Here is a 25,181-nt window from a genome sequence, read left to right on the forward strand (position 1 = left end):
ATGGCAAACTACATTACAGAAGACGACATTGAAGTTTCTCTTATAAATATTCTTAAAAGCGATGAGCTTGCATATAACTTTATTCAGTGTGATGCCAATCCCAATTTAAAAGAAGATTTGAATGACGGAACCAGTCGTACTTCTAAAAAGCAATGTGTTTTACCGGAACAAATAAAAACCGCACTCTATAAACTCAATCCAGATATTCCTTCTGAAAATATAGATTCAGTAATCCGTGAATTATGCCGCGACTTTACCGGCACTGACATGGTAAAAACCAATTACGATAATTACAATCTGATTCGTAACGGTAAAAAGGTTGATTTCAAAAAAGACGGAAAGCCTACTTTTGATTTTGTAAAGCTGATTGATTTTGAAAATCCTGAGAACAACATTTTTACAGCTGTTTCCCAGATGTGGATTCAGGGACAGTATTACTGGCGAAGGCCTGATGTAATCATTTTTGTGAACGGTCTACCGGTCGTTTTTGTTGAACTTAAGAATGCAATAATCAAAATAGAAGAAGCTTTTAATAAAAACCTTACAGATTATAAAAAAGATATCCCGAACCTTTTCGCCTTCAATCAGATTTGTGTTTTGAGTAATGGACTTGAAACTCGTCTTGGAGCCTGGAATGCAGATTATGAATATTTTTTTGAATGGCTCAAAGTAGATAATGAAAACGAAAAACCAAACCGCAAGGACATAAAAGAGCGTGGAGTTTCAATTGAATATTTTGCCCGCGGTCTTTGTAAAAAAGAACATCTAGTTGATTACATCGAAAACTTTATTTTGTTCCAGAATCAGAAAGTAAAAATTATTGCTAAAAACCATCAGTTCCTTGGTGTAAATAACCTTATGCGAAACGTTGAACGCCGTGAAGAACTGAAAGGAAAGCTTGGTGTATTCTGGCACACTCAGGGTTCTGGAAAATCTTATTCCATGGTTTTCTTTGCCAGAAAATGTGCCCGCAAATTAAAAGGCAATTTCACTTTCTTTATTGTTACAGATCGAACAGATCTTGATACTCAGATTTACAAAAATTTTGTACGGACAGAAGTTATTGGTAATAAAGAAGAATGTCAGCCTAAAAATTCAGAGCAGCTTCGTGAATATCTTAAGAGCAATAAGAAATTCATTTTCTCTATGATTCATAAATTCCGTTATGATAAAGGAAAGAAGTATCCTGTTCTTAGCGAACGCAACGACATTTTTGTTTTGATTGATGAGGCGCACCGCACCCAGTACAAAGACCTGGCAGAGAACATGCACACCGCTTTGCCAAATGCAAACTTCATAGCTTTTACAGGAACTCCGCTGCTTGGTTCAAAACGCCTGACAAACCAGTGGTTTGGAGATTATGTTTCTGAATATAATTTTGCCCAGTCGGTAGAAGATGGTTCTACGGTTCCTTTGTTCTATAGTCGCCGTGTACCAGAAGTGGGACTTACAAATAACTTCCTTGATGATGATATTGTAGACATTATTGAAGATGAAAATCTTAGTGAAGAAGAAATCAAAAGATTAGAAGATTCTGGAAGCAAGATAATTGAAGTCCTTAAACGGGATGAACGTCTTGATAAAATTGCTCAAGATATTGCGCATCATTTTCCATGCCGCGGATTTCTTGGAAAAGGAATGGTAGTTTCGGTAGATAAGTTTACAGCGGTAAAAATGTACGACAAAGTTCAGCATTATTGGGAAGAAGAAAAGAAACAGCTTATAAAAGACAGGAATAGTGCTGCCACAAAAGAAGAACGCGATGAAATTACAGCCCGTCTTGACTACATGAACAATGTAGAAATGGCTGTAATCATTTCTGAAGATGCAGACGAAGAAAAGAAGTTTGCTGAGCAGGGATTAAATATAAAGCCCCACCGCGACAAGATGAATACTATTGTTGACGGCGTAGATATAGAAGACCGCTTCAAAAATAAAAATGATCCGCTGCAGCTTGTTTTTGTTTGCGCAATGTGGCTTACAGGTTTTGATGTGCCGAATCTTTCTACGCTCTATCTTGATAAGCCGATGAAAGGCCACACTCTTATGCAGGCAATTGCCCGTGCAAACCGAGTATATCCTGGAAAGACAAGCGGCATCATTGTTGATTATGTAAATGTGTTTAAGTACATGCAGCAGGCGCTTACCGATTATGCAACCGGCGATGACGGAAATGAGTTTCCGGCAAAAAATATTGACTATCTTCTTGAATTGATTGACCAGAGCATTGATGAGGCAGACGAGTTTTTATCGGAACTTGATATAAGCCTTGAAAAAATCAATAAACTTCCTGGAGATTTGGAAAAACTTGAAGCCTTGCGAAACGCACTGGAAATTATTTATCAAAAAGATGAAGGCAAAGAAAAGTTCCGCGTTATTACAAATACAATGCTCAATCTTTACGAAGCCAGCAAGCCAGAGATTTTTGAAATGGTCTGGCAGAACGAAAAGTTCAAGCCGTTAAAATATCTGAACGATTTAATGAGCAATAACGTAAATGATGAAAAACTTGACCGTGCAAAGGCAAGAATGCAGGCTTTGCTTGACACATCAGTCAGTTCAGAAAAACCGGAAGACACAAGCGACCCGGACGGCAAGAAATCTTCTGATTATCTCATTCACGAATTTAAAGTCATTGACCTTTCCAAAGTCGATGTGGAAGAGCTTAGAAAAGAGATTCATAAAGCCCAGTACAAGGCGATTGAAATCGATGACCTGAAAGAGTTCATTCAGAAGATGCTGCAGGTTATGATTAATAAAAACTGCGAGCGAATAAAGTTCAGTGAACGATTTAAAAACATCATAGACCAGTACAACGCCGGCGGCAGCGAAAGTGAAGATTATTATGAACAGCTCTTGCAACTTATTGAAGACATGAAAAATGAAGACAAGCGTGCTGAAACGGAATGTCTTGCCGAAGAAGAACTTGAAATGTTTGACCTGCTTATAAAAGGCCGAAAACTCACGAAAGATGAAGAGCAAAAAGTAAAGCTCGCCGCTAAAAATCTGTACAAAAAACTTACAGAAGAAAAACAAAATCTCTTTGTTGTAGACTGGTACAAGGACAATCAGGCTTCTACAACAGTAAAAGATGCAATTATTTCTTCACTTGATGCAGATTTGCCGCAAAGTTTTGATAAAGACGCATTTGACTCAAAAATAAATTTGCTGCTTAACCATTTTGTTGATATGTCTGTCCAACATTACGGCTGGCTGGGGGAGACCGCATAGAATCGGTTTGTTCCTGCTATCTGTCTATAAGATGATGCATTTTTCTTGTTTTTGTTTTAAATCCATTTGGCTGGACTTGAAGAAAACATTGCGCCGACCAGTGAAAGTTCAGCCTAGAGCCACATCTAGAATCATCATCAGAATAAAGCCAAGCGAAAATCCGATTGTGCCTAAGTTTGAATGCGGTTTTTCAGAAGCTTCGGGAATCAGTTCTTCCACAACAACGTAAAGCATTGCGCCGGCCGCGAATGACAAAAGGTAAGGCAGAACAGGCACTATTAAATTTTTTAGAAGAATTGTAATCACGGCTGCAACTGGCTCTACAATTCCAGAAAGAACTCCGAACGCAAACGACTTGCTTTTTGACTCGCCGTTTCCTGCAAGCGACATTGAAATTATCGCGCCCTCTGGAAAATTCTGAATTGCAATTCCCAATGAAAGAGCTGCCGCCGCCGCAAATCCCAGGCTCTGCGCGGAAAATGCCGCAAAGACAACACCGACCGCCATTCCTTCCGGAATATTGTGGAGCGTAACTGCAAGAAACATCATGGTGCTTTGCTTGAGCTTTGCTTTTAAACCTTCTGGTTTTTCCGAGTCAACATGAAGATGCGGAATCAAAACGTCGAGCAGGAAAAGAAAGGCAATTCCAGCCGCAGTTCCAATCGCCGCCGGAATAAACGCAAGTTTTCCCATCGAGGATGAACTGTCTATTGAAGGAATTATAAGCGACCACACAGAAGCCGCAACCATTACTCCAGCCGCAAAACCCAAAAGAAACTTCTGGACATTTTTATTTAAATTTTTTCCAAGAAAGTAAACGCAGGCTGACCCCAATGTAGTTCCAAGAAACGGAATCAGAATTCCATAAAAAGTATTCATGCTCTGATTATAGATTTAAAGAATCATATTTTCAATGTTGGGATTTTGGCTGGAATTTGTTGCATTTTTGTAAAATAACAATAAATTACTGTGTATAACAGGAATTTACTTTGTAACTTATGCGGAAAATTCAGTATTATAAAAGCATGGGATGCTTGAAAAAGAAAATCTTTATTTTATTTTTTTCCATTGCAGCCTTTGCATTTGCGGATGAAAATACTATTGAGCTTTCTCTTGAAGACGCGGTAAAAAGCGCGCTAAAAAATAATGTTTCCGTAAAGCAAAGTGAAATCAGCCTTGATGCAAAAAAACGCGAGTCAGATTATTCATGGAATTCTATAAGTCCGTCGATTTCTGGAACTGGGCGATATTCAAAAAATATTCCAAGTTCTTCTTCTGATGACAAAGCAAGTCTTTCCGCAGGAATTTCTTTGAGCGCAACTTTGTCGCCTTCTGTTTATACTTCTGCAAAAAACGCCGAGTTGAGCTACAGCCAGCAGCAACTTTCTTATCAAAATGACTTGCGTTCCGTGGAACTTGATGTAAGAAAAAATTATTATTCTCTTCTTTATAAGATTGAAGAAATTTCACTTAAAGAAAAGAGCCTTGAAACTTCAAAAAATCAATATGAGTCAAATTTGGCAAAATATAAGCGCGGAACTTTATCAAGGCTAGATGTTTTGAGCGCGCAGGTTTCGTATCAGAATGACCAGCTTGAACTGAAATCTCTTAATGCGGAAATGGAAAATTCAATCGCTTCGTTTAAGCGGCTTGTGGGACTTCCGCAGGAAACAAAAATTTCACTTTCCGGCTCGTTTGAAAATATTCTGAATCTAAAAAATATTTCAATTGAAGGAATGGAACTTAATTCATTCAGCGTTGAATCTTTGCAAAAACAGATTGACAGTGCAAAAAATTCTTTGCTTGCTTCTAGGTTCGCTGCTTACGGACCAAGCCTTTCAGCTTCTTATTCTTATAATTATTCTTCTATTGATGGCGGCTCGAATTGGGACGACAATGGAACTTTAAGTTTGCAGGCTTCGATTCCACTGGACGGATTTCTTCCTTGGTCGAACAGTTCGCTTAATGTTCAGTCAAAAAAAGATTCAGTAAAAAGTCTTGAACTGGAGCTTGAGGATGCTAAAGTTTCGCTTGAAGTAAATATTTCAACTTTGATGAATAAAATAAATCAATGCTTGGAAAATATTTCTCTTAGAAAAAACAGTATTGAACTTGCCCAGACAACTTACGAAATGACTTTGGAATCTTATAGCCACGGAACAAAAGATTTGCTTTCGCTTCAGACTGCTTCGGACAATCTTCTTTCCGCAAAAGTGAATTTAATTTCCGAGGCTTACAATTTGATATGCGCCGTTCTTGACTTGGAGAATGCGGCTGGAATTCCGTTTGGAACTTTGGAGAATTAATATGAAAATAAAAGCATCGTTTATTGTTGTTTCTTTTGTGTGCGTGTGCATTTTGTGTGGAACCTTTTTTGCGATAAAATTTGCGCCAAAGAAGAATCCGTTTCCTCCAAAAGGTGGATTTCCGCAGGAGCAGGAGACAGCGAGCGTAAGAACTATGGTTGCCGAGCGGAAAACATTGCATGCTTATGTTGACACAAACGGAGAAATTGAATGTGAAAGTTCCGTTGACTGCTATCCTGACATAGGCGGAAAAATTGCGAGAGTTTATGTTGCCCTTGGCGACACTGTAAAAAAAGGAGATGTTCTTGCGGAAGTTGATCCAAGCGAGCCTGGCTCATATTACGTGAACAGTTCCGTTTATGCTCCAATCAGCGGAATGATAACTTCCACTCCAAAAGAAATTGGAACTACAGTTGCGTCTTCAACGGCGATTACAACGATTGGCGATGTTTCTAATCTGCAGATCCGCGCAAAAGTTCCGGAGCGTTACGTTTCGTTTTTAAAGCGCGGACTAAAGGCAGCGATAATTCTCGAAGCTTATCCTAACGAAACATTTTCTGCAACGGTAAAAAAAGTTTCGCCAGTGCTTGATTCCCAGAGCCGCACAAAAGAAATCCTTCTGTCGTTTAATAAAACTGATTCAAGAATAAACGCCGGAATGTTTGCAAAACTCACGCTTTTTACAGCTGACTATGCCGGAAGACCCGTAGTTCCTATAAATTCAGTTGTTGAAAAGAACGGAAAAAACTGCGTGTTTATTTTTGATGAAGATGACAGCACAGTAAATCTGCGGGAAGTTGAACTTGGAAATTCTGTGGACAATATGATTCAAGTTGTTTCTGGAATTTACGAAGGCGAAAAAGTTGTAGTTGAAGGCATGACTTCTGTTTCTGACGGAAGCAAAGTCCGCAATATATCAAGCGGGTTAAATGCGGAGTAAAAAATGGTCAGCGAAAAAACTCTTGAGCATCCAGTTCTTACACTGATGGTTTTCACGTTGCTTGGACTTATGGGAATCTTCAGTCTGGGCAATACTTCTGTTTCTCTTATGCCGGATGTTGATATGCCGTACTTGATGGTTTCTGCGACTTATGAAAATGCAGGTCCTGAATCTGTTGAGAAATCTGTTACGACTTTGATTGAAGACGCGCTTGTGAGCCTTAGCAATTTAAAGGAAATAACTTCGACATCTTCGGAAGGAAGAAGCAGTGTTTTTCTTGAATTCAATTACGGAACGAATCTGGACATTGCGACTAACGATGTGCGGGACAAACTTGATCGCATTACAAGAAGACTGCCGGACGATGTAACGCCTACGATTTTTAAGATGGATTCTGACAGCCAGCCGATTATGAGAATTGCAGTACGCGGAAACCGTTCAGTCGATGAGCTAAAAAAAATTGCAGAAGATCAGGTTGTTGATATTCTTGAGCAGGCTCAGGGCGTTGGACAGGCGGAATCGATGGGAGGAAGAACTCAGATTGTCCGCGTGGAACTGGAGCAGAATAGACTTCAGGCTTATAATCTTACGCTTTCTGAAGTTTCGTCTTCGCTTTCAAAGCAGAATCTTGAAATCGGTGGCGGAACAATCACAGAAGGCACAATGGATTATTCTGTGCGTACAACAGGTGAATACACAAGCATTGAACAGATAAACAATACAGTTATCACAACAAAAAATGGCTACGATGTAAAGCTTAGCGATATTGGCCGCGCGTTCATGGGCTACAAGGATGCAAGCAATGTTGTTTATATAAACGGGCTTCCCGGAGTTTACGTTTCAATTACAAAGCAGTCTGGAGAAAACAGCGTTGCGGTTGCAAATGCCGTCTATGAAAAAATCAGCGAGCTTGAAAAAACTCTTCCTGCTGATATTTCGCTTGAAATAATCCGCGACGATACAGAAAGCATCCGCGACACATTGAATACGCTTTTTGATTCAGCATGGCAAGGACTTTTGCTTGCAGTTGTAATTCTTTTTGTTTTTTTGTGCGCTATAAAAACTACGATTATAATTGCGGTTTCCGTTCCGCTTTCAATTATAATAACGGTTCTGTGCATGAATTTTGCCGGAATTACGCTGAACATGATGACGCTTACCGGCTTGATTCTTGGCGTTGGAATGGTTGTTGATGCTTCCGTTGTTATGATTGACAACATTTATTCTTACAGAATGAGAGGCGCAAAACCTAATGTCGCCGCTGTTCTTGGAAGCTCAGAAATGATTCTTTCCGTTGTATCAGGAAATCTTACAACAATCTGCGTATTTATTCCGTTCCTTTTCTTTATGAAAGACTTGGGATTTATGGGACAGATGTTCAAGGGAATTATTTTTACAATTGTAATTGCTCTTGTAAGCAGTTTGTTTGTTGCGATTTTCCTCGTGCCGGTTTTGGCAGGACATTTTCTTCCGATTACAAACAGAAATGAAAAGCCTGTTAAGTCCCGCTTCTTTAAAGTTTTGTACGGAATATTCACAAAGTCGCAGGACATTGTTTCCCTTGGATATGAAAAACTTTTAAAAAAAGCCTTGGACAATCGCGGTGTTACCGTTGTTGTCTGCGTTACGGCTCTTGCTTTTTCTTTTATGCTTATTCCGACTTTAAGAATTCAGCTTATGACCGGCGGACATGATGACAGCGTTTCTGTAAAGCTTGGGCTTCCGGTTGGAACTTCGCTTGAAGAAACTTCGGACGTTGTCTTGAGATTTGAGGAAATCGTAAAAAATGAAATCAAAGGGTATAAGAATATAATTACAAGCATCGGCTCAAGCTGGAGAAGCTCAGGCTCGTACAACGGAACAATTCAAATTTCCCTGCCGAATTCAGACAAGCAGATTGACAATGATGAAACAATAAAGCAAAAGCTCAGAAAGCATTTTACAGAATTTGCCGGAGTTGATTTTAGCTTTGGTCAGAGCCGGCGCCAGCAGATGACAGGAGACGACATCGACGTTGTTCTTAGAAGCTCCAGTTTGGACAGCGCGCTTGATGTGGCAAAGAAAATTCAGGAAGTAATGGCAGCCATTCCAGATATAGGAGAATCTTCGGTTGACACAGATGAAGGACTTCCGCAGGTTCAAGTTGAAATTGACCGGCAGCGCGCGTACAGTTTCGGCGTGAATGTTGCCACTGTTGCAAATGAAATTCAGGCTAGCATAGAAGGAGTTTCCACAACAACTTACCGTGAAGACGGAGACGATTATACAGTTTATGTAATGCTTCGTCCGGAAGACAGGCAGAAAGTTGTTGACCTTGAGCAGATTTACGTGAACGGCACAAATGGACGTGTGTGTGTTGCTAATTTTGCACGGGCAGTAAAAGGCTACGGTCCTGTTACAATCAGCCGTGAAAATCGCCGCCGAATTGTCCACGTTACCGCGGATATTGTTTCGGATGAGAATGCAAACGTTGTTGAAGAAAAAATCAAGGAAGGAATAAAGAATTCGTTTATTGTTCCAGACAATGTTTCTGTAAGCTATGAAGGCTCTTGGAAAGATGTAAAAGAGCAGACTGCGATTTTTGCAAAAATTATGGTCATGGCGGTTCTTCTTGTATTCGGTGTAATGGCGGCGACTTACGAAAGCTTTAAAGCTCCGTTTATAAATCTTATGACAATTCCGTTTCTTGCAATCGGCGTTGTGCTTATTTACAAAATCACTGGGCAGTCATTCAGCTTGCTTTCTGCGGTAGGACTTGTAATGCTTGTTGGAATTGTTGTAAACAACGGAATTATTTTGGTGGACTACACGAATCTTCTTGTGGAACGCGGAATGCCGTTAAAGGATGCCTGTTATAAAGCCGGATGCTCAAGACTTAGACCTGTTTTGATGACAACTCTTACAACAATTCTTGGAATGATTCCGATGTGCTTTGCTTCAAGCGGAAGCGCGGGAATGGTTCAGCCTATAAGCGTGGCAGTTGTTGGCGGACTTACAAGCTCTACATTTATAACGCTTTTCTTTATTCCTGTGCTTTACACTTTTGTAATGAAGAAAAAGAAAAATCAGCAGTCTGTTGTTCAGCTTGCTTTGCCGGAGGAAAAATAAATGCAGCGCGTGGAAATAATTTCAAATAAATCTGTTGAAGATGATGTTACTCAGGCTTTGGAAGAATATGTTCCTGATATTTTATACACGAAGTTTCCGCTTGTTTATGGCCGCGGAGGAAATGACCGCAAGCTTGGAAATACAACTTGGCCTGAGAAAAATTTTGTGCTTGTAAGCTACATTGAAGATGAGGATTTGCCAAAAGTGCAAGCAGTAATGAAGGCGATAAAGAAAAAGTTTCCCGGCGAAGGAATAAAACTTTTTGCGATAAAAGCAGAAGAGCCGTTTTAAATGAAGAGCTTTCAATCTTGACGGTAAGGCGTAATTTTGGCATACTAACTTACATTGTAATTTAAAGCGACTATATGCCGCAGATTGCTTTTGTAGTCTGCGGATTTTTTTTTGAATAGGAAGGCGTGCTATGAAATCAACAAAGTATATTTTTGTTACAGGTGGTGTTGTTTCCGGACTTGGAAAAGGAATTACAGCTGCATCTTTAGGACGTCTGCTCAAGTCGCGCGGACTTAAAGTTGCTTCACAAAAACTGGATCCGTACATTAACGTTGATCCGGGTACAATGAGCCCTTACCAGCACGGCGAAGTTTATGTAACAGATGACGGCGCGGAAACTGACCTTGACCTTGGACATTACGAGCGTTTCATTGATGAAGACTTAAACAAATTTTCAAACCTTACTTCTGGAAAAGTTTACTGGAACGTGCTTAACAAAGAACGCCGCGGAGAATATCTTGGTGAAACAGTTCAGGTTATTCCGCACATTACAAACGAAATAAAGTCATTTATTTACAATGTTGGAAAAACTTCTGGCGCGGACATCGTTATTACAGAAGTCGGAGGAACAACAGGCGACATAGAAAGCCAGCCTTTCCTTGAAGCAATCCGGCAAGTTGGTCTTGAAGTGGGCAGTGAAAATTCACTTTATATACATGTTACGCTTCTTCCGTTCCTTCACGGTTCTGACGAGCATAAAACAAAGCCTACCCAGCATTCTGTAAAAGAACTTCAGGGACTTGGAATCAAACCGGACATTCTTGTTCTGCGCTGCGATGAAAAACTTGAAGAAAGCATTTTCCGCAAAGTCGCCATGTTCTGCAATGTAAAGCCTGACTGCGTTATTGAAAATCTTACGTTGCCGGTTTTGTATCAAGCTCCGATTATGCTTGAAAAACTTCACTTTTCAGACATCGTTTGCCGTGAACTGAATCTTTCTGTTCCTCCTTGCGATTTGACTGAATGGAACAATATGCTTGAAAAAATCCAGAACCGCACAAAGAAAGTTACAATCGGTCTGGTCGGAAAATATGTTCAGCTTCACGATGCTTATCTTTCTGTTGCGGAAGCTTTGCAGCACGCAGGCTATGAGCTTGGCTCTTACGTGAACATAAAATGGATTGACAGCGAGTCTATTTCAAAAGAAAACGTGGACGATATTCTTGGCGGATGCAACGGCGTAATTGTTCCGGGCGGATTCGGTTCACGAGGAATTGAAGGAATGATTGCTTCCGCCGATTATTGCCGCGAGCACAATTTGCCTTACCTTGGAATTTGCCTTGGAATGCAGATTGCGGTTATTGCGTTTGCCCGTTCTGTCTGCGGATTCAAGGATGCCAATTCAGGCGAATTTGATGAAAACAGTGCGCACAAGGTAATTGACTTTTTGCCTGACCAAAGTGAATCTGTAAACAAAGGCGGAACTTTGCGTTTGGGTGCTTATCCTTGCAAAATCAAAAAAGGCACTCAAATGTACAAGTGCTACAAGACAGAAGAAATTTCCGAGCGCCACCGCCACCGCTATGAATTCAACAATGATTTTAGAAGTGCGCTTGAAGATTCTGGTCTTACATTGAGCGGAACATCTCCAGATGGAAATATCATAGAAACTGTTGAATATGACAAGAACAATTTTTATGTTGGTGTTCAGTTCCACCCGGAATTCAAGAGCCGCCCGAACAAGGCGCATCCATTATTCCTTGGACTTGTGGCAGCTGCTCTTGGTGAATACTAAATATAGGATTTGACTTCTGTCATTGCATGATTTGATATTTTGTGTTATTGGGCTGTCTAATAAGTTCTAATTGTCATTGCCGGGCTTGATCCGGCAATCCTTTAATATTTTTAATAAACATATAAAGATTTTCGGGTCAAGCCCGAAAATGACATAAAAGATACTTTTAAAACATTCCAAGTTTTTCTAATCGTAGCGTTCTATTATTTCTTCAGCGACTTCACGCTTGCTTTGGCGGTTGTCCATTGAAAGTTTTTCTATGTGCTTATGGGCATTGCTTTCTGTCATGTTCAGGTTTTCAATTAAAAGCCACTTTGCCTTGTTTATAGTTCTTATGTCCTGCATTTTTTCTTGAAGCGTCTTGTTTTTTGCTTCCATTTTTTGCAGCCTGAATGACATTGCGGAAAGCATTTTTATCGCTGTAAAAAACATTTCAGGCGAATTAGGCTTGGGCAAAGTTACAATTCCCTGCTCTTCAACTTTATATGAAGTTTCCTCATAAAGCTCGCTTTTTACAAGAAGCAGAATTCCCATGTTTAAGTCAGCGAAACTTTCAGCGAACATAATTCCGTGCTCGTCTGGAAGAGGCGAGTCTACAATCAGAATGTCAACAGGAAGCTCAAGCAAAAGCCTGCGCGCCTCTCCTCCAGAGGATGCATGAAAAACCGGGAAGAAATCACTTTTGGGTAAGATGCAAGAAATGTTGTCGTGAAAACTTTGCGTTTCAGAGACAATCAAAACTTTTCTTCTGCCTTTCAAAGGAATCATTTTGCGTCCTTTTAAACTTTGAAGAATGAAGTGAAATCCGCGCTAAGATGCTTTTTTACAAACTCGCTGTTTTTGGCAAGTTCTACGGCTTCTCTTAGGCTTTCTGGCAGACGCTCAAGTTTTGAAGTTATTTCGGGGCTTGCAGTTGAAAGGTTCATTTCAATTGGCTCGCAAAGCTTCATGTCTTTTTCAATTCCGTCAAGTCCGGCGTAAATTAAAAGTGAATATGCGATATAAGGATTTGCCATTGGATCTGGAGAGCGGACTTCAAAACGTTTGTGGGAATTTATTGCAGACGGAACTCTTATAAGCTGAGTTCTGTTTTCATGTGCCCAGCTTACATATTTGGGAGCTTTTCTTGAGCCGAGCCTTTCATAAGAATTTTCTGTTGGGTTTAAGAACGCTGTAATTTCTTTTATGTGCGCCATGATTCCCGCCATAAATGCATTCTGAACTTCCTTGCCAGAATTTTCCTGCACAGAAATATTTATGTGGAATCCGTTGCCGCTTTCTTCTGGAAGAGGCTTTGGTGAAAAATCCGCATAAAGTCCGTTGCGCACAGCCACTGCTTTTACAACTGTTATAAAATTCATTGTGTTGTCTGCGGCGGCAAGAGCTTGTCCGTAGCGGAAGTCGATTTCGTTCTGTCCAGGTCCTTCCTCGTGATGGGAATTTTCCGGATGAAGATCCATCTGCTCCAAAGTCAGGCAAATTTCGCGTCGGATATTTTCACCTTTGTCTTCTGGAGCAACATCCATGTAGCCTGCGTTATCAAAAGGAATTTTTGTAGGCTTGCCTTTTTCGTCAGTCTGAAAAAGATAAAATTCGCATTCAGAGCCGAAGTTTACTTTTAGATTTTTTTCTTCCGCCTCTTTAACAGCTTTCTTTAAAATGTTGCGGCAGTCTTTTTCAAATGGAGTTCCGTCGCTTTTTTTAATCTCGCAGAACATACGCACAACTTTTCCGGAAATTGACCGCCACGGAAGAACTGTGAGTGTTGAAGGAATTGGGAAAAGAAAAAGATCAGAATGCGCTTCATCTGTGAAACCCGCGATTGAAGAGCCGTCAAATGCGATTCCTTCTTTGAATGCGCGTTCAAGCTCGTCTGGAATAATTGCGGCGTTTTTTTGATTTCCGAAAATATCACAGAATGCAAGGCGGATAAATTTGACATCTTCCATCTGAACAAATTCAATAACTTCTTCTTTTGTGTAGGACATTTCTTCCTCCCATTTTTTGTGCGACGATTTTTTTAGATTAATGTATTGCGGTTTTGCTGTCAATTATTTTGGGAAATTGGTATATTTTATAATAATTGAGCTAATAAATACATAGAAGAATATTGCCACACGGATTTAGGGATTTCTAACGAATCCCAATTAAAATAATAAATGCTTGCATGGAAGTCCGCTTTGCAAACTCTGCATTTAAATTCCTTGAAATTTCTTTTCAAAAACTCATTGACATTTTTTTGTGAATTAATTAGAGTAGTCCATGTAAACATCAAAGGCGATGTGGCTGAGTGCTAAGTTTTCTTGGCGTTCAATCACATCGCCTTCTTTGTTTTAGATTTATATGGGGGTTAGCAAATGTCTACAAATGTACCAGAATTGTTTGGAAGCATGGTGTTCAATCAGAAAGTAATGAAAGAACGTCTGCCAAAGGAAACATTCAAGGCTTTGAAAAAAACTTTGGATGATGGCGAGCCGCTTAAAATCGATGTAGCGAACCAGGTTGCTCACGCAATGAAAGAATGGGCAATTGAAAAGGGCGCAACACATTTTACACACTGGTTTCAGCCGCTCACAGGAATTACTGCGGAAAAGCATGACAGCTTTATCACTCCCCAGGATGACGGAACTGTTATCATGTCTTTCAGCGGAAAGGAGCTTGTAAAGGGTGAGCCGGATGCTTCTTCTTTCCCAAGCGGAGGCCGCCGTGCAACTTTTGAAGCCCGCGGTTACACTGTATGGGATCCAACTGCATATCCGTTTGTAAAGGAGCACACTCTTTGTATTCCTACAGCTTTCTGTTCTTACACAGGCGAAGCGTTGGACAAAAAGACTCCGCTATTGCGTTCAATGGAAGCACTGAATAAACAGGCTCTTAGAATTCTTAAGCTCTTTGGAAATGAAGACGCTACTCATGTTGCCACAACTGTAGGACCAGAGCAGGAATATTTTATTGTTGACCAGAAGCTTTACAGTCAGCGCAAAGACCTCCGCATGACAGGACGCACTTTGTTTGGCGCAAAACCTTCAAAAGGCCAGGAAATGGATGATCAGTATTTTGCCGCCCTTAATCCTCGCATTGTTGAATACATGGAAGACTTGAACGATACTCTCTGGAAGTACGGAATTCTTTCAAAAACAGAACATAACGAAGTTGCTCCGGCTCAGCATGAAATGGCTCCAATATTCACAACTACAAACCTTGCCGCTGACCAGAATCAGCTTACAATGGAAGTTATGAAGAAAGTTGCGCGTCGCCACGGTCTTGTCTGCCTTCTTCACGAAAAGCCTTTTGCAGGTCTTAACGGAAGCGGAAAGCACAATAACTGGTCTATGTCCACAAACCTTGGTGAAAACCTTCTTGAGCCAGGAAAGACTCCAGAGAAAAACGCGCAGTTCCTTTTGTTCCTTACAGCCGTAATCAAGGCTGTAGATGAAAATCAGGACTTGCTAAGAATTTCTGTTGCTTCCGCAGGAAACGATCACCGCCTTGGAGCAAATGAAGCACCGCCTGCAATTATTTCAATGTATCTTGGCGACGAGCTTTATGCTGTTCTTGAGTCTATAAAGGACGGAAAGCCTCTTGGTGAGCATGGAGCGCAGAAGATGACAATTGGAGTTGACGTTCTTCCGCCGATTCCAAAAGATTCAACTGACCGCAACAGAACTTCTCCGTTCGCTTTCACTGGAAACAAATTCGAATTCCGTTCATGCGGATCTTCACTTTCAATTTCCGGTCCGAATACAACATTGGATTCAATCGTCGCATATACTCTCAGGGAATTTGCAGACGAGCTTGAAAAGGCAACTGACTTTGATGCTGCTCTTGCTGAGCTTATCAAACGTGAAGTTACAAAGCACTGGAAAGTTATCTTCAACGGAAACGGTTACGATTCAAGCTGGATTGATGAAGCTGAAAAACGCGGACTTTTGAACCTTCGCACTCTTCCTGATGCAATGGCTCATTATCTTGATTCCAAGAACGTCAAGCTCTTTACAGAAATGGGTGTTTATACAGATATTGAAATGAACAGCCACTATGAAATCAAGCTTGAAAAATACGCGCAGATTCTGAATATTGAAGTTCAGACAATGCTTGAAATGATTAGCAAGGATATTCTTCCTGCCGCATTTAAGTACATGGATTCAGTAAGCAAGACTGCAATTGATCTCAAGGCTGTTGTTCCTGGAGCAAAGGCAAGCGCGCAGTCAGAACTTCTTTCTAAACTGGATACTCTTGTAAACAGCTTGGCAGAAAAAGCCGCAAAACTTGACAAGCTCCACGAAGCTGCCCAGAATGCCGGTGACTGCATGAAAATTGCCCGCGCTTATGTTGATTCAGTTATTCCTGCGATGACAGAAGCCCGCGATGTTGCCGATGCAATTGAGCCTTTGCTTGGGGAAGAATACAAGCCGTTCCCAGGCTACGAGGATTTGCTTTTTAGAGTGTAAATTTATTGAATAGTATTTTGTCTCCTTAAAAATACACATTTCCCCGGTATGGTTTTTCTGTGCCGGGGATTCTTGTTTTTAATTTCCATGTTTTTGTGCTATAATTTTACGCATGAAATTCAATAAGATATTTGTTTTTCTTTTAGTTTTTTGCGGTTTGCTTATTTCTTGCGATGCCTTTGATGAGGACGATGAAAATTCTGTCGGGGGGGGCGAAGCTACTTCCTATGATATGCAGATTTTCAATCTTGTGAATGCGCATAGAAAACAAAAAGGGCTTGCGGCTCTTAAATTTGATGATGACATTTTCAATCAGTGCTGCATTCATTCAAAAAACATGTCAACTGGCAAAACTGCATTTGGGCATGATGGCTTTGATGATAGGGTGAAAAATCTGACACCTTTGTGTGGGGCTGCTGAAAACGTTGCGTTCAACTATTCCACAAAGCCGGAAGATGTTGTAAATATGTGGCTTAATAGTTCGGGGCATAGGGCTAATATTGAAAGCACTCAGGCAACGCATTCCGCAGTGAGCGCAGTTAAAAATTCAGAAGGCGCATGGTATTACACGCAAATTTTTATAAAAAGGTAAAACTCTACAGGAGAAAAGCTTTATGAAAAAGCCTAAGGTTTCTGTTTGCATTCCGGTTTACGGAACGGAAAAAGTTCTAAGAAAATGTCTTGACTCTGTGGCGATGCAGGATTTTGCTGAAAAGGAAATTGTTGTTGTAAGCGATGCTTCATGTGGAGTCAATGAAAAAGGCGAGGATGCAAAAAAAATCGTAAAGAAGTTTGCCAAGGAAACAAAAGTTCCGGTTGTGTTCAAGGAGCATTTGAACAACCTTGGAATTCTTGAAACTAGGCGCGACTTGCTTTCGTTTTCCAGCGGCGATTTTATTTTTTATATTGACAGCGATGACTATCTGGAAGGAAGCAATGCAATTTCATTTTTGTACAATGAAGCGCAAAGAACAAATGCCGACATAGTAAATTCCACAGCCATTGCAGTTACAGAAAATCCTGAAAAAAATTCAGCGCAGCAAGAGCATCTTCAGAAAAAAATAGGCAAGATAACTTTGGGCGAGCTTTCTGGAAGTCAGATTTCAGAAGACTGCTTTGTAAACTGCAAGCACTGTGGTTTTTTGTGGGGCAAGCTTATAAAAAGATCTTTGATGGAAAAAGCGTTTTCTTTTATTCCGTTTACAGAATGCACCATGGCGGAAGATCTTTGCCTTTACTTTTTTCTTTCGGTTTTTGCAAAAAAATATTTTGGAGTGCAGGAACGCTTTTACAGATATTCCGTGGATTCAGGAATTTCAAGCGCGCAGTCGATTACGGACATTGGGCGGTGGCGGCGTGTGTGTTCCGCGGCATCGGCGTTTGTTCCAGTTGTGCAGTTTATACAGTCTCCAGAAGGAGCTTGCCTTAGCAGTTCTTTGGTGGAAAGCATGAAGGCGGCTTGTAATAATTTTGTGGCGAATAATTTAAAGCAGCTTGAACAGCGTGTTGTGCCGGAACTTAAAGAGCAGGCATATAGTCTTCTTTGCGAATACTGGGGCGAAGACTACGTAAAAACAATTGAGCGTGCAATAGAAGTGCAAAAATAAATTTTATAAAAATATATATTGACATTTTTTTTTCAGAATGGTAGAACTAAAACATCAGTTGACAACGGAGTCACAGATTGCCTTGGGCAGTTTGTGGCTTTTTTTGTTTTAAACTGAATTATAATTTGTTAAAAGCGACAATGGTGTCGGTTAAGAGATTCCGCAGTGGAATTCTCTTGTCGGTATCACTGTCGCTTTTTTTATTTTCATTACCGTCTTTTTAGACAAGGGGTTTTTATGGAAGATGTAATGCAAGCTGTTCAAAGCGTCTCCAAGGATTTATGGGGCGTATGGTTCTTGCTTGGCGCTGCCTTGGTATTCTGGATGCAGGCAGGATTCGCAATGGTTGAAACCGGTTTTACACGCGCAAAAAATACCGGCAACATTATTATGAAAAACCTGATGGACTTCTGTATTGGTACAGTTGTTTTCATCCTTATTGGTTTTGGTCTTTTCCTTGGTGAAAATATGCTTTTTGGTTTTCTGGGAAAACCGAACTGGCAGATATTTACAGACTATGCAAACTTTGACTGGTCTGGATTTGTATTCAACCTTGTATTCTGCGCTACAACAGCGACAATTGTTTCTGGCGCGATGGCAGAACGCACAAAGTTTCTTTCATACTGTGTTTATTCAGCTGTAATTTCAGCAGTAATTTATCCGATTGAAGCTCACTGGACCTGGGGCGGCGGCTGGCTTGCTCAGCTTGGATTCCACGACTTTGCAGGTTCAAACTGTATCCACATGGTTGGCGGTATCTGCGCTTTGATTGGTGCTGCAATGGTAGGTCCTCGCATTGGAAAGTTTACAAAGAACGCTGATGGTTCTATAAAGGTAAACGCTTTCCCTGGACACAATATTCCGATTGGTGCGCTTGGCGTGTTCATCTTGTGGTTGGGTTGGTACGGATTCAACGGTGCGGCTGCAACTTCTGTTCCGCAGCTTGGAAGCATCTTTGTTGCTACAACAATTGCTCCGGCTCTTGCAACAGTTACTTGTATGATTTTTACTTGGATAAAATTCGGCAAGCCTGATGTTTCAATGTGCTTGAACGCTTCTTTGGCTGGTCTTGTTGCAATCACAGCTCCGTGTGATGTTGCGGATGCTTTGGGTGCTTCAATCATTGGTATTGTTGCAGGTCTTTTGGTTGTATTTGGAGTTTGGTTCTTGGACAACAAGCTCCATGTAGATGATCCTGTTGGTGCTGTTGCCGTTCACTGCTTTAACGGTATCTGGGGAACAATTGCGGTTGGACTTTTTGCAAGCCCTTCAGTTCCTGGATATTCACTTGCAAACAAAGCTGGCGAGCAGATTTCAGGACTTTTCTACGGCGGCGGACTTGAATGTCTTGGACTTCAGCTTCTTGGAATGGTCTGCACAATCGCCTGGACTGTTGTAACAATTACTATTTTGTTCTTCTTAATCAAGAAAATATTCGGCTTGCGTGTATCTGCGGAAGAAGAAATCATCGGTCTTGACAAGCTTGAGCACGGACTTGATTCAGGCTATGCAGGATTTATGACACCTTACAGCACAGAAGAAATTGCGGAAGCTGCAGAAGCTGGCGTTGCAATTCCAATGCATGAGGCTGTTCCGGTTGTTGCTCCTGCCACAACTCCTTCTTCTAAGGATGCTGCAGTTCACAAGGTTGTAATTATAACACGCCAGAACAAGTTCAATGCTCTTAAAGCTGCCATGAACTCCATTGGCGTAACTGGAATGACAGTTATAAATGTTATGGGCTGCGGAATGCAGAAAGGCGCAAGCGAATACTACCGCGGTGTTCCAGTTGAAATTAACCTGCTGCCAAAAATCAAGGTAGAGATTGTAGTTTCAAAGGTACCTGTAGCAACTGTTGTGGAAAGCGCAAAGAAAGCCTTGTATACAGGACACATCGGAGACGGAAAGATATTCGTTTACCCTGTTGAAAATGTAATCAAGGTTCGCACTGGTGAATCTGGATACGATGCACTTCAGGATGAAGAGTAACGTTTAGCAAAAAAAGCAGGCTTGGAGAAAGAAAAAGCTCCAGGCCTGTCTGTAGTTTAAAGCGAAAATCCGCGGAGCAATCCGCAGGTTATATGCCGGTTGTCTGCTGTATTTGTAACCCCGCAGCGGATGGCCGGTTTCCTTTTGGAGTGGAGAAAACCCTCTACTTCGAAAGCGGGGTTTTCTCCACTCCAAGCCTCCCTTCTTTTTCAGCATCGCTTAGGGCTGTCGTCCTAAGAACCCACTGTTTTGTACCTATTATAAAAAGTGTCATTATTGGGATAGAGCCCTGTGATATTTCTGAAAGAAGTCCGATTGATAATCTTTTGTAAAATTTCAATAGATTGCCGTATCATGTGCGGCAATGACATTTTAAGACTTATTGGACATCCCCGTGACAAAGGCTATTCCCATGCTTTTGTATAAACAGTGCCGTTTATTGTGCCGCCGTTGCAGTAGATGTTTGCGCCTGCGTTATTTTTTGCTGTAGTATTGCCGTTCATGTAATTACTTATGTAACTGTCTATTTCCATAGTTGCGCCGCTTGCATCTTTTAGGAACAGATTTGCATCTGACTGTTCTATTAAAACAGCTCCGCCATAACCGTAAGCGTCATCGCTATCTGTTGAAGTTACGCTGTTGTTTTCAAATCTTGTGCTTTGCAAAGTAAGCGAGCCTTTCTTTATACTGATTGCACCTCCGCCAAGTTTTTGGAATTTTCCATTTTCTGTGACTTCACTTCCTGGATTATAACCACCAGCCTTATTGCCTGTGAATGTGCTGTCTGTGATTTTTACACTTCCGCCTTGAATAAATATTGCGCCGCCTCTTCTTGCATAATATCCGCCGTTAGAAGTGCACGTATTGCTGTCGAACGTTGAATCCTCAATTTCAAGAATTCCATTGTCATTGTTCATTATTGCGCTGCCTCTATTTGCTGTGTTGCCTTTAAATGTTGTATTGGTTATGTGGCATGAACCAGAATTTTCTATTGCTGCGGCGTTTGACATTAAATTTCCATCACCGTTGCTTTCAAAATTGCATGAAACAACTTCCACTTGCGCTCCGTTTTCTATTCGTATGCATTCAGAGAAAGATACATTGCCTTTGTTTGTGCTTGTGTTATTATAAAAAGTACAGTTTTCAACAAGAAGTTTTCCGCCACTTTTTACATATATAAGGCTTATTCCTTGGTTTGACATGGACATTCCATTTATATAGCATTGCTTTAAAATTACAGTTGCTCCGTCATCTACACAGATTAGAGCTCCGTCAAGCGTAGAAGTAGTTCCAACCGTGCTTGAAGCCGTAAATGTAAGATTGTTTATTTCAAGGATTGTGGAGCTTCCGGTTACATTGAAAAGTTTTATCTGGCCGCCTTCTGTTGCAAGAGTTTTGTTGTCATCTGTGCTTTCTTGAACTTTTCCACCGTTGCCTCTTATAATTTTTGTGCCGGAAGTTATGTTTGCAAATTGATAGTTATTTGCTTGTGTAGCTTGATTCGTGCTTACAGAAGAATTTCCGCCCATAAAAATATATGCGTTTCCGTCTGATTCGCACGCTGTTTTTAGTTCTTTTGCATCAGCTGAAATATTGTAGATTTGGCAGTCTTTTTTCTTTAAATTTACTTGGCAATCAGAATCTTGTCCTGCTGTTACTTTTGCTTCTTCTGTTCCAAAATATAAAAGAACGTCCTTGCTGGACATCCAGCCTTCTACTTCTACTGTGTATGTGGCAGGCTCAAGTTCGTCAAATACAATTACCCCCCCCCGTCTCGTCGGTTTCTGTGTTTATGGTTTCTTCCTTTATGATTTTTTCGCCTAGCGAAAGCCTTACCGTGAATGAATCAACATCGTCATGCCCTGATGAATAAAGCGCGCGTGAAGAGCTGGGCAGAACAACCCGAACAGAACCGCTTTCGCTTCCTTGCGATGTGTTCATGCAGGAAACAAATGCGAGCAATAACGCTGGTAAAATTGAAAACGCAAATTTTTTCATAATTCCCCCTGTAAAAAAATTGTTAAGATAACCTATTAACCTTAATTTCGAGTTTTATAATTTAATGTCATTATCTAGTTTGACTATTTGTCATTATCGGACTTGATCCGATAATCTTTGTGTTTGTACACGAACAGATTCCCGTGTCGTAGCACGGGAATGACACTTAAATTACTGTTCTTATCAAAACTCGAAGTTTGGGCTATTACTATTCTATATCAAACTCCAGCTGATTTCCACTTTTGGCAGAAAATTCTTTAAATTTTTATTGATTTATGTTTGTGTGGAAAGATTCCTGTGTCGTAGCAAAGGAATGACAGACCTGTTAATACTGTAAAAGCCAGTCTGATAAAAGCATAATTTTTATTCCGTCAATAGTTCCAACGTCCATTTTATTTGATGTAAGAACATACTTTGGAAAGTTGTCTTTTATTTCTCTTAAATTTCCAATTTCCCGCTCATCATTATCAGGCAAACTTCTGCAAACTTGTATATAAATTTTTTCATTATTCTTGATTGCGACAAAATCAATTTCCTTGTTTCCGTCCTTTCCAATATAAACATTGTATTTGCGGCGAAGAAGTTCAAGATAAACAATGTTTTCAAGCATAGAAGCAACAGATTTTGGGTTGTATCCTAAGATACAATATTTTAGAGAAGAATCAGCAAGATAGTATTTTTCTTGCGTTTTTAATATGCTTTTTCCTTGAATGTCATAGCGGCTGCACTTGTAAATTATGAAAGCTTTTTGCAGATATTCAAGGTAATTGTAAACTGATTCAACATTTGCGCTTCTGTTCTGGCTTTTTAGAAATTTCACAATTGAGTTTGCTGAAAAATTCTTTCCTAGATTTTCAAAAACAAATTTTACAATTCTGTCGAAAAGTTCTTTGTTGGAAATTGTATGGCGAATGGCAATGTCGTGGTCTACAACGGAAAGATAAATTCCTTCTACAATCTGATAGCAAGTTTTTTCATCAAAATTATTTTTTGCAATAAGCGGAAATCCACCGAATCGCAGGAAGTTATCAAAAGCATCATCGATTTTATCTTTACTAGTAATATTTTTGAATTCAAGAAATTCAGAAAAAGAAAGCGGCAGCACATGGATAAGAACATATCGCCCGGAAAGATAAGTTGAAATTTCAGAGGAAAGAAGCTTTGAATTTGAGCCGGTTACATAAATATCCACATTCTTGTTTTCTAAAAGCGAGTTTATAACTTTTTCCCAGCCATCAATAATTTGAACTTCATCAAGAAGAAGGTAACATTTTTTATCTTTTGGTATTTTTTGCAGAATATCCTGATACATTTCATTTGCCGTTTCAACAGCGGAAAAATCCATGTCTGAATATGAAATAGAAATAATCTGGTTTTCTTCTATTCCGCTTTTTTGCAAAAGATTTTTGTACAAGGACAATATAGATGATTTTCCACATCTGCGGATTCCAGAAAGAATTTTTACAAGCGGAATGTCTTTGTATTTTTTAAGTTCTTCCAAATATTCTTTTCTTAAAAACAATTGATTTTCAGGCATTTTCATAAAAAAAGAATATCACGGAATGTAAAATTTTTCCATAGTTTTTACTGAGTTTAAATAAAAACTATGTAGATTTATAAAGTTTTTTCTGAAATACAATAAAAACTTTTTATTTGTTTGCTTTTTTTATTTCCCAAAAATGAAAAAATGTTAAAAATGGGAAACAGAAATAGCGTTTCACTTCCCAAAATTGAAAAAATATTGATTTTGGGAAATGGGCGGTTTTATTAGGATTTGCGGAATTACATTTTGCAAGGGGCACTGACATATACACGGCAGGGGATGTTGCAAGCATACGACAGTAGGGCTGCCGTGTGCTTGTAATTGAAAATTATTCATCTGCTTCTTTAGAGGCTGTATAGTAGTCTGTGGAAAATCCAATTGTTGTATTTATAGATGCTGCGACGAACGAAATGCTGTTCAAATCAACAACAGAACTTGAGTCTATGGCAAACTTGTAAAGGTCTACATTTACAACTCTGTTATGCTTAAAGAATCCGCCTGTTTTTTGTTTGTCATAGTCTGGAAGCATAAGGTTTGCACCGCAGTCTGCAATTGCAAGTTCCTTTGGTTTTATTGCAACAAAACGACGTGGACCATAGAAATGCGAGTTTCGTTGTGAATAATTAGGGATATATAAATCTAATCCGTTTCTAAATGATTCTAATGTAGTTACAGAGTCTTGGACACCACTGGAGGGGCTATTTAACGCATCTGGGAGGTCTCCTTTTGTATAAATAGTTCTTGCGGATTCAGTCCAGCCAGTTTTTGCGGATACTTTGAATCCGTTTGAAGTGCTGTAAAGTCTTAAAATTGCTCCGCGGCTATAAATTGCTTTTGTTGTTTCACTTGTTAAATAGGCATCAGTAGCATATTTTTCGCCAGTCTGTGCAACCAGCACGTAAACATAGCCGTCGTAATGGATAAGTATGTCCGTTATTTGTCCGTCTACGCCCATGCTTTGTGTGGACTGCGCTTCTCCTTTTGCGGTTATTGTAAAGCCATCATTGTTGTTTCCTGTTATTGTGGCGCGCTGAAGATATGAAGTTCCGTTATTTGTATATGCAATGTAAAGCTCTGTTCCACTTGCAGCAAATGCTGTGATTTCTCCAGGGTAATACGTAGGGATTTCTGTTTTGTTGCTGAATGTTTCATTATATTCCAACTTGTTAATGTCTTTTGCAAAAAAATACTCATTTGAACTGGACATTGCTCCAATCCAAAGGCTGTTGTTTACGGGGTCATAGTAAAGGCTGTCTGCAAATTTTTTAGATGCGCCATCTATTGTGATTGTATAGTCAGAAGTATCAGTATTGTTTTTGAATATATCAAATGCAAGACCTGTGCTAGGATTGGATACATCATTGATATTTATATAGTATTTATTTCCATCTATATCTTCAAATGCGTCATCTGGATTCATACTTGATATAGTTGTGCTTGAAGAAATATTATCAAAGAATTCTGCACTAGATGAAGAGCCGGACGGTTCTCTTAACACATAATAATTTGAACTGAATACTTTTCCTTTATTGCCTGCTAGAATAAGTGTAATCGGGCAGTTTTGGGTTTCGCCGGCTGTAACTTCTACTTCTGCGCTGTTGCGGGCAAGGAATGTTCCGTCCTGCTGTCTTGCCGTAACAACTATTTTGTATGTTCCAGGTTCTAGCTCGTCAAATACAAAATCGCCCCCCCCGGTGGATTCCGATGACAGGGTTTTAAGTGTTTTGTCGCCCTGCATAAGGCTTACTTCATATAAAGGATTATCTTTTGAAAGTGTATAAGTTCCGCGCGAACCGCTTTCTGGCAAGGTAATACGGATTGCTCCTTCTTTGCCGCTAGAGCCGTCAATATTCATGCAGGAAGCAAATGCAAGAAGCAGCGGAAATAATGCAAGCGCAAGTTTCTTTGTATTCATAAAAATCCTCCAGTTAGTGGTAAATTCTTTATTAGGTCAAATATCAAGTTTTGATAAAGGAAGTCAT

At 40.0% G+C, this 25,181-nt stretch carries 18 protein-coding genes; 10 read left to right on the forward strand and 8 right to left on the reverse strand.

Annotation, left to right across the window (positions count from 1 at the left end):
• Positions 1–3,231 (forward strand): type I restriction endonuclease subunit R, encoded by a 3,231-nt coding sequence (locus TRESU_RS01055; RefSeq protein ID WP_013700475.1) that lies wholly within the window; start codon positions 1–3, stop codon positions 3,229–3,231.
• A 108-nt stretch (positions 3,232–3,339) separates the two neighbouring features.
• Here TRESU_RS01055 and TRESU_RS01060 read toward each other — a convergent pair whose 3' ends face one another.
• Positions 3,340–4,110 (reverse strand): ZIP family metal transporter, encoded by a 771-nt coding sequence (locus tag TRESU_RS01060; RefSeq protein WP_013700476.1) that lies wholly within the window; start codon positions 4,108–4,110, stop codon positions 3,340–3,342.
• Positions 4,111–4,256: 146 nt separating this feature from the next.
• Here TRESU_RS01060 and TRESU_RS01065 point away from each other — a divergent pair, with 146 nt between their 5' ends.
• The 5 genes from TRESU_RS01065 to TRESU_RS01085 all read left to right on the forward strand — a co-directional run bounded on the left by TRESU_RS01065 (position 4,257) and on the right by TRESU_RS01085 (position 11,611).
• Positions 4,257–5,537 carry a TolC family protein gene (locus TRESU_RS01065; RefSeq protein ID WP_041611867.1) on the forward strand — a complete coding sequence of 427 codons (1,281 nt, stop codon included), beginning with the start codon at positions 4,257–4,259 and terminating at the stop codon, positions 5,535–5,537.
• Position 5,538: 1 nt separating this feature from the next.
• Complete coding sequence (locus TRESU_RS01070) at positions 5,539–6,477, forward strand: efflux RND transporter periplasmic adaptor subunit (RefSeq protein WP_013700478.1); 939 nt, start codon at positions 5,539–5,541, stop codon at positions 6,475–6,477.
• A gap of 3 nt (positions 6,478–6,480) precedes the next feature.
• On the forward strand, positions 6,481–9,585 hold the full coding sequence (locus TRESU_RS01075; RefSeq protein ID WP_013700479.1) for an efflux RND transporter permease subunit: 3,105 nt from the start codon (positions 6,481–6,483) through the stop codon (positions 9,583–9,585).
• A complete protein-coding gene (locus TRESU_RS01080) occupies positions 9,586–9,876 on the forward strand; it encodes a PG0541 family transporter-associated protein (RefSeq protein WP_013700480.1) in 291 nt (96 codons plus the stop codon). It begins immediately after the preceding gene.
• Between the two features lie 130 nt (positions 9,877–10,006).
• Positions 10,007–11,611, forward strand: a complete 1,605-nt coding sequence (locus TRESU_RS01085) for a CTP synthase (RefSeq protein ID WP_013700481.1) — start codon at positions 10,007–10,009, stop codon at positions 11,609–11,611.
• Positions 11,612–11,797: 186 nt separating this feature from the next.
• Here TRESU_RS01085 and TRESU_RS01090 read toward each other — a convergent pair whose 3' ends face one another.
• Together TRESU_RS01090 and TRESU_RS01095 are read right to left on the reverse strand one after the other, a co-directional pair.
• On the reverse strand, positions 11,798–12,379 hold the full coding sequence (locus tag TRESU_RS01090) for an ANTAR domain-containing response regulator (RefSeq protein ID WP_013700482.1): 582 nt from the start codon (positions 12,377–12,379) through the stop codon (positions 11,798–11,800).
• A gap of 11 nt (positions 12,380–12,390) precedes the next feature.
• A complete protein-coding gene (locus tag TRESU_RS01095) occupies positions 12,391–13,599 on the reverse strand; it encodes a glutamine synthetase family protein (protein WP_013700483.1) in 1,209 nt (402 codons plus the stop codon).
• A gap of 369 nt (positions 13,600–13,968) precedes the next feature.
• On the opposite strand from TRESU_RS01095, the gene TRESU_RS01100 reads away from it, so the two are divergent.
• From TRESU_RS01100 to TRESU_RS15760, 4 genes are all read left to right on the forward strand, one after another.
• Positions 13,969–16,062, forward strand: a complete 2,094-nt coding sequence (locus tag TRESU_RS01100; protein WP_013700484.1) for a glutamine synthetase III family protein — start codon at positions 13,969–13,971, stop codon at positions 16,060–16,062.
• Between the two features lie 112 nt (positions 16,063–16,174).
• Positions 16,175–16,654: a CAP domain-containing protein gene (locus TRESU_RS01105; protein ID WP_013700485.1), complete on the forward strand. Its 480-nt coding sequence runs from the start codon at positions 16,175–16,177 to the stop codon at positions 16,652–16,654.
• Positions 16,655–16,676: 22 nt separating this feature from the next.
• Positions 16,677–17,669: a glycosyltransferase family 2 protein gene (locus tag TRESU_RS01110; protein ID WP_013700486.1), complete on the forward strand. Its 993-nt coding sequence runs from the start codon at positions 16,677–16,679 to the stop codon at positions 17,667–17,669.
• A 237-nt stretch (positions 17,670–17,906) separates the two neighbouring features.
• Positions 17,907–19,658, forward strand: coding sequence for an ammonium transporter (locus TRESU_RS15760; protein ID WP_013700487.1), 1,752 nt, complete (start codon positions 17,907–17,909; stop codon positions 19,656–19,658).
• Positions 19,659–19,821: 163 nt separating this feature from the next.
• Here the strand turns inward: TRESU_RS15760 and TRESU_RS15035 are convergent, their stop codons facing one another.
• From TRESU_RS15035 to TRESU_RS15280, 5 genes are all read right to left on the reverse strand, one after another.
• Complete coding sequence (locus TRESU_RS15035) at positions 19,822–19,998, reverse strand: hypothetical protein (protein ID WP_169309724.1); 177 nt, start codon at positions 19,996–19,998, stop codon at positions 19,822–19,824.
• A 64-nt stretch (positions 19,999–20,062) separates the two neighbouring features.
• Positions 20,063–21,364: a hypothetical protein gene (locus TRESU_RS01120; protein ID WP_013700488.1), complete on the reverse strand. Its 1,302-nt coding sequence runs from the start codon at positions 21,362–21,364 to the stop codon at positions 20,063–20,065.
• Between the two features lie 43 nt (positions 21,365–21,407).
• Positions 21,408–21,656, reverse strand: a complete 249-nt coding sequence (locus tag TRESU_RS01125; RefSeq protein WP_013700489.1) for a hypothetical protein — start codon at positions 21,654–21,656, stop codon at positions 21,408–21,410.
• 325 nt (positions 21,657–21,981) lie between these two features.
• The gene (locus tag TRESU_RS01130) at positions 21,982–23,199 is read right to left on the reverse strand and encodes an ATP-binding protein (protein WP_013700490.1); all 1,218 of its coding nucleotides are present in this window, start codon (positions 23,197–23,199) and stop codon (positions 21,982–21,984) included.
• Positions 23,200–23,527: 328 nt separating this feature from the next.
• Positions 23,528–25,114, reverse strand: coding sequence for a carboxypeptidase-like regulatory domain-containing protein (locus TRESU_RS15280; protein WP_013700491.1), 1,587 nt, complete (start codon positions 25,112–25,114; stop codon positions 23,528–23,530).
• Positions 25,115–25,181: the final 67 nt, after the last annotated feature.

The sequence above is a fragment of the Treponema succinifaciens DSM 2489 genome (genome assembly GCF_000195275.1).
GTDB classification, from domain to species: Bacteria; Spirochaetota; Spirochaetia; order Treponematales; family Treponemataceae; genus Treponema_D; species Treponema_D succinifaciens.

Coding starts and splice junctions, on each gene's coding strand:
- TRESU_RS01120 (WP_013700488.1), bottom strand. CDS start 21,364: ATGTCCAGCAAGGACGTTCTTTTATATTTTGGAACAGAAGAAGCAAAA.
- TRESU_RS15760 (WP_013700487.1), top strand. CDS start 17,907: ATGGAAGATGTAATGCAAGCTGTTCAAAGCGTCTCCAAGGATTTATGG.
- TRESU_RS01125 (WP_013700489.1), bottom strand. CDS start 21,656: ATGAAAAAATTTGCGTTTTCAATTTTACCAGCGTTATTGCTCGCATTT.
- TRESU_RS01070 (WP_013700478.1), top strand. CDS start 5,539: ATGAAAATAAAAGCATCGTTTATTGTTGTTTCTTTTGTGTGCGTGTGC.
- TRESU_RS01055 (WP_013700475.1), top strand. CDS start 1: ATGGCAAACTACATTACAGAAGACGACATTGAAGTTTCTCTTATAAAT.
- TRESU_RS01060 (WP_013700476.1), bottom strand. CDS start 4,110: ATGAATACTTTTTATGGAATTCTGATTCCGTTTCTTGGAACTACATTG.
- TRESU_RS01075 (WP_013700479.1), top strand. CDS start 6,481: ATGGTCAGCGAAAAAACTCTTGAGCATCCAGTTCTTACACTGATGGTT.
- TRESU_RS01085 (WP_013700481.1), top strand. CDS start 10,007: ATGAAATCAACAAAGTATATTTTTGTTACAGGTGGTGTTGTTTCCGGA.
- TRESU_RS01090 (WP_013700482.1), bottom strand. CDS start 12,379: ATGATTCCTTTGAAAGGCAGAAGAAAAGTTTTGATTGTCTCTGAAACG.
- TRESU_RS01080 (WP_013700480.1), top strand. CDS start 9,586: ATGCAGCGCGTGGAAATAATTTCAAATAAATCTGTTGAAGATGATGTT.
- TRESU_RS01130 (WP_013700490.1), bottom strand. CDS start 23,199: ATGAAAATGCCTGAAAATCAATTGTTTTTAAGAAAAGAATATTTGGAA.
- TRESU_RS01100 (WP_013700484.1), top strand. CDS start 13,969: ATGTCTACAAATGTACCAGAATTGTTTGGAAGCATGGTGTTCAATCAG.
- TRESU_RS01105 (WP_013700485.1), top strand. CDS start 16,175: ATGAAATTCAATAAGATATTTGTTTTTCTTTTAGTTTTTTGCGGTTTG.
- TRESU_RS01110 (WP_013700486.1), top strand. CDS start 16,677: ATGAAAAAGCCTAAGGTTTCTGTTTGCATTCCGGTTTACGGAACGGAA.
- TRESU_RS01065 (WP_041611867.1), top strand. CDS start 4,257: ATGGGATGCTTGAAAAAGAAAATCTTTATTTTATTTTTTTCCATTGCA.
- TRESU_RS15280 (WP_013700491.1), bottom strand. CDS start 25,114: ATGAATACAAAGAAACTTGCGCTTGCATTATTTCCGCTGCTTCTTGCA.
- TRESU_RS01095 (WP_013700483.1), bottom strand. CDS start 13,599: ATGTCCTACACAAAAGAAGAAGTTATTGAATTTGTTCAGATGGAAGAT.